At 63.9% G+C, this 3588-nt stretch carries 4 protein-coding genes; 3 read left to right on the top strand and 1 reads right to left on the bottom strand.

What is annotated here, in order from left to right; translation table 11 throughout:
• The first annotated feature begins 106 nt into the window (after positions 1-106).
• Genes OES25_17565 through OES25_17555 form a run of 3 tightly spaced genes read left to right on the top strand, consistent with a single transcriptional unit; the run spans position 107 to position 3194 of the window.
• Positions 107-1075, top strand: coding sequence for a patatin-like phospholipase family protein (locus tag OES25_17565; GenBank protein ID MDH3629445.1), 969 nt, complete (start codon positions 107-109; stop codon positions 1073-1075).
• Positions 1076-1104: 29 nt separating this feature from the next.
• On the top strand, positions 1105-2529 hold the full coding sequence (gene mpl, locus OES25_17560) for a UDP-N-acetylmuramate:L-alanyl-gamma-D-glutamyl-meso-diaminopimelate ligase (protein ID MDH3629444.1): 1425 nt from the start codon (positions 1105-1107) through the stop codon (positions 2527-2529).
• On the top strand, positions 2526-3194 hold the full coding sequence (locus OES25_17555) for a gamma-glutamyl-gamma-aminobutyrate hydrolase family protein (protein ID MDH3629443.1): 669 nt from the start codon (positions 2526-2528) through the stop codon (positions 3192-3194). Before mpl ends, OES25_17555 begins: the two co-directional genes overlap by 4 nt.
• Positions 3195-3303: 109 nt before the next feature.
• On the opposite strand, the gene OES25_17550 is transcribed toward OES25_17555, so the two are convergent.
• Positions 3304-3588, bottom strand: a 285-nt coding sequence (locus tag OES25_17550; GenBank protein ID MDH3629442.1) for a hypothetical protein, incomplete at its 5' end; no start/stop codon positions are given.

Below are 3588 nucleotides of genomic sequence, written 5' to 3'. Positions count from 1 at the left end.
TTGTCCCGGTGGCGGCCGACGGCGGTTGTCCTCGGGGGTTCCGTGTCCAGGACGCGACCCCGGTCGAGGGTAGTGAGCACGTCACCCACACTACCTGGACGTTCTGATGCGAACGAGTTGGAAACTCAAGGTCGGTCTGGCTCTCGGCGGTGGCGCCGCGAGGGGGATCGCCCATGTCGGAGTCATCCGAGGGCTCGTCCGCGCCGGCATCCCCATCGATATCGTCAGCGGCACGAGCATGGGCGCGATCATCGGCGGGGCCTACGCGGCGACCGAGGAGATCGACGTCCTGGTGGAACGAGTTCGTGAGGTCTTGAGTTCGGCAGAGTTCCAGAAGAATCGGCTGTCGTTTCTCCGCGAGACGAAACGATCTCGCGGTGGATTGTTCTTTTCCGTCGCTAATCTCGTCCGCAAGGGGATCTTCTTCGGAGTCTCGAATATCCGCGCGTCCTTCCTCTCGGCCGAGGAGTTTGCGACGAGCATGGCGGCCATCCTTCCCGACACCGACATCGATAAGTTGCCCCTGCCGTTCGGTGCCGTCAGCCTGGACATCAAACGAGCGGAAGAGATTGTTCATCGGAGTGGCAACCTCCGTCGCGCGGCAGCCGCAAGCTCTGCCATCCCGGGAATCCTGCCGCCCGTGAAGATCAACGGTCGTGTTCTGATCGACGGAGGTTGGATCGACAAGGTGCCGGTTCTGCCGGCTTTCACGATGGGTGCGGATGTCGTGATCGCCGTCGACATCAACGCGGACCTCGTTGAGTCGAAGAACTACCGCAAGGGCGTCGACATCATGTTCCGTGCAAATTCGATCAAAGATGCGACACTGGTATCGTTGCAATGTGGGATGGCAGACGTGGTGGTTCGCCCGGCCGTCAGTCATATCCACTGGGCAGACTTCACCGCGTGGGAGCGTTGTATCGAAGCCGGCGAGCGCGCAGCCGAAGAAGCCGTGCCGGCGATTCGTGACCTGCTGCGGCAAGAGCGGCTATTCTCGATCGTGCGATCGGGTACCGGTAAGCGTCTTTCCGAACTGGTTGAACGATCCGGAGCACGACACCTGGTTCTTGAGTAATTGCTCGAATGGATCGAAGGAGCGCGAGCATGGCTGGAAGCCACGTCCACCTGATCGGAATCGGCGGCACCGCGATGACCGCCGTCGCTGGTCTCCTCAAAGAGTCCGGGTGCGTTGTCACCGGCTCTGACGGCAAACTTTACCCGCCGACCTCAACCGTGCTCGGCGAACTGGGGCTGCAGGTGTTCCAGGGGTTCGATGCGGCCCATCTCCGCCCGCGACCCGATCTCGTCGTCGTGGGAAACGCCATCAGTCGTGGCAATCCCGAGCTCGAGTATGTGCTCGACGAACGGATCGAGTACACATCGATGGCGCGTTTGATTCACGATCGTTTCTTGCCGGATCGTCATTCCATCGTTGTGGCAGGTACTCACGGCAAGACCACGACCACCTCGATGCTTGCGTGGGTTCTCCATCACGCGGGGATGGACCCGGGATTCCTGATCGGGGGCGCGCCGCAGAACTTCGATCGCCCGTTTCGTCTCGGAAAGGGTCGACCCTTCGTGATCGAAGGCGACGAATACGACACGGCGTTCTTTGATAAGGGTCCGAAGTTCATGCACTACCGACCCGACACCGCGATGTTGGGGACGGTCGAGTTCGATCATGCAGATATCTATCGCGACCTGGATCATGTTCGACAGGTGTTTCGACGTCTCGTCCTCTTGATTCCCCGTAGGGGGCTCCTGGTTTGTAACCAGGGGGACGCGATCGCGTCGGAGGTCAGCCGGGACGCACCGTGCCGGGTTGAGGGTTACGGCGGCACGGAAGGGCGCTGGCAGGCCCACGATGTCCAGCCCGACGGTGACGGAACTTCCTTCCGACTTGATCGCGATGGCCAGATGTTCGCCGAGATCCATCTACCGATGGTCGGGATGCACAATGTCCGCAATGCGACGGCGGTTGCCGTCGCCTGTGCAGATCTGGGGGTCGACGGGGTGACCGTGGCATCGGGCCTTGCGTCGTTTACCGGCGTCCGTCGTCGCCTCGAGCAGCGAGGCGAGTCCGACGGGATCCGCGTGTTTGACGACTTCGCGCATCATCCGACCGCGATCGAGGAGACGTTGACCGCCGTTCGGCGTCAGCACCCGGATGGACGGGTCTGGGCCGTGGTTGAGCCCCGCTCATGGTCCCTAAGACGAAACGTTTTTCAGCAGCGGTTGGTCGGGGCGTTCGATGCCGCCGACCGCGTCTTGCTGGCACCGGTCTTCCGTGCGGATCAGATCGACGAGACGGAACGTCTGGATACCGCGCGTCTGGTCAGCGATCTCGCCGCACGGGGAGTCTCCGCGACGGCCACGCATGATATCGCGACGATCGTCGAGACGGTCGGTCGCGAGGCCCGCACCGGCGACGTGGTCGTGGTGATGTCCAACGGTGGGTTTGAGAACATCCATGAACGGCTACTCGATTCGATCGCGCAGTCGACAGCCGCCTCGGAAACCGCTCGTTGAGAACGCTCTGGGTCGTGGACCCCTCGGTGAACTCACCGGAGACGGAAGGCGTCCAGCAGATCCTCGAGAACTGGGACGGTCGATCACGGCTGTTTCAGCCGGCGCTCAACCGGGGCGAGGGGCCGGCGCCGGGCGATGGCTACGACGTGGCGGGGATCGTGCTGATGGGCTCGGGGGTATCGGTCCATGACTCCCTGGGCTGGCAGGACCGTCTTTCCGAGTGGGCGCGTCCGATCGTGGAAGGACGCATCCGTCGTCCGCTCCTGGGGATCTGCTACGGGCACCAGTTGATCGCCCACCTCGCCGGTGGGGTTGTCGCCGATCTATCCGACACCGGCGACAAACGTGTTGCGATCGAGGAGAGCCAGATTGTGAGTGACGGGCTCCTGGACGAAGGGGAATCGCTACGGGTCGTCGTCAGTCATCGTGAGCATGTTGTCCGCGAACCCGAAGGGTGGAAGATCACTGCCCGGCGGGAGGGGGTTCCGGTCGATGGCCTCGAAGACCCCGCGCGGCCGACGTACAGCTACCAGTTCCATCCCGAAGCCCGGCATGAGTTCACGCGCCGAGCGGGCTTGCCCGACGAGGCCGTCGACGAGCGATTACGCGTCGACGGCCGGCGTCTACTGGAGGCGTTCAGGCAGCGGGTCCGAGCCGAGCCCTGATCAGCGGCCCCGGCTACGGCTGGAACGAGCGCCGGACGACTTTTTGCCACCCGAGCTTCGGCTCCCGGAGCTTCGTCCACTGGAAGAGCTTCTCGGTTTGCTCCCCGAGCTACTCCGTCCACTGGCACTGCTCTTCGATCCGCCGCGAGGACTCCTTGCTTGCGTGCTGGTGCCACGGGACTTCGGTGCCGACGTCTTCGGTCGAGCGGTCGGCTGTCGACGCGGCTGCGGCGTGGACCGCGGCTGGGACGAAGGCTGTCGACGCGGCTGCGGCGTGGACCGCGGCTGAGACGAAGGCTGTCGACGCGGCTGCGGCGTGGACCGCGGCTGGGACGAAGGCTGTCGACGCGGCTGCGGCGTGGACCGCGGCTGGGACGAAGGCTGTCGTCGCGGT

This window comes from Acidobacteriota bacterium (assembly GCA_029861955.1).
In the GTDB taxonomy this organism is placed as follows: Bacteria; Acidobacteriota; Polarisedimenticolia; order Polarisedimenticolales; family Polarisedimenticolaceae; genus JAOTYK01.
Note: the sequence above shows the minus strand (reverse complement) of the source record. Positions and strands in the feature narration are given on the sequence as shown.

Bases quoted from the DNA above. Each gene is read 5' to 3' on its own strand.
- OES25_17565 (MDH3629445.1), top strand. From the start codon at position 107: ATGCGAACGAGTTGGAAACTCAAGGTCGGTCTGGCTCTCGGCGGTGGC.
- mpl (MDH3629444.1), top strand. From the start codon at position 1,105: ATGGCTGGAAGCCACGTCCACCTGATCGGAATCGGCGGCACCGCGATG.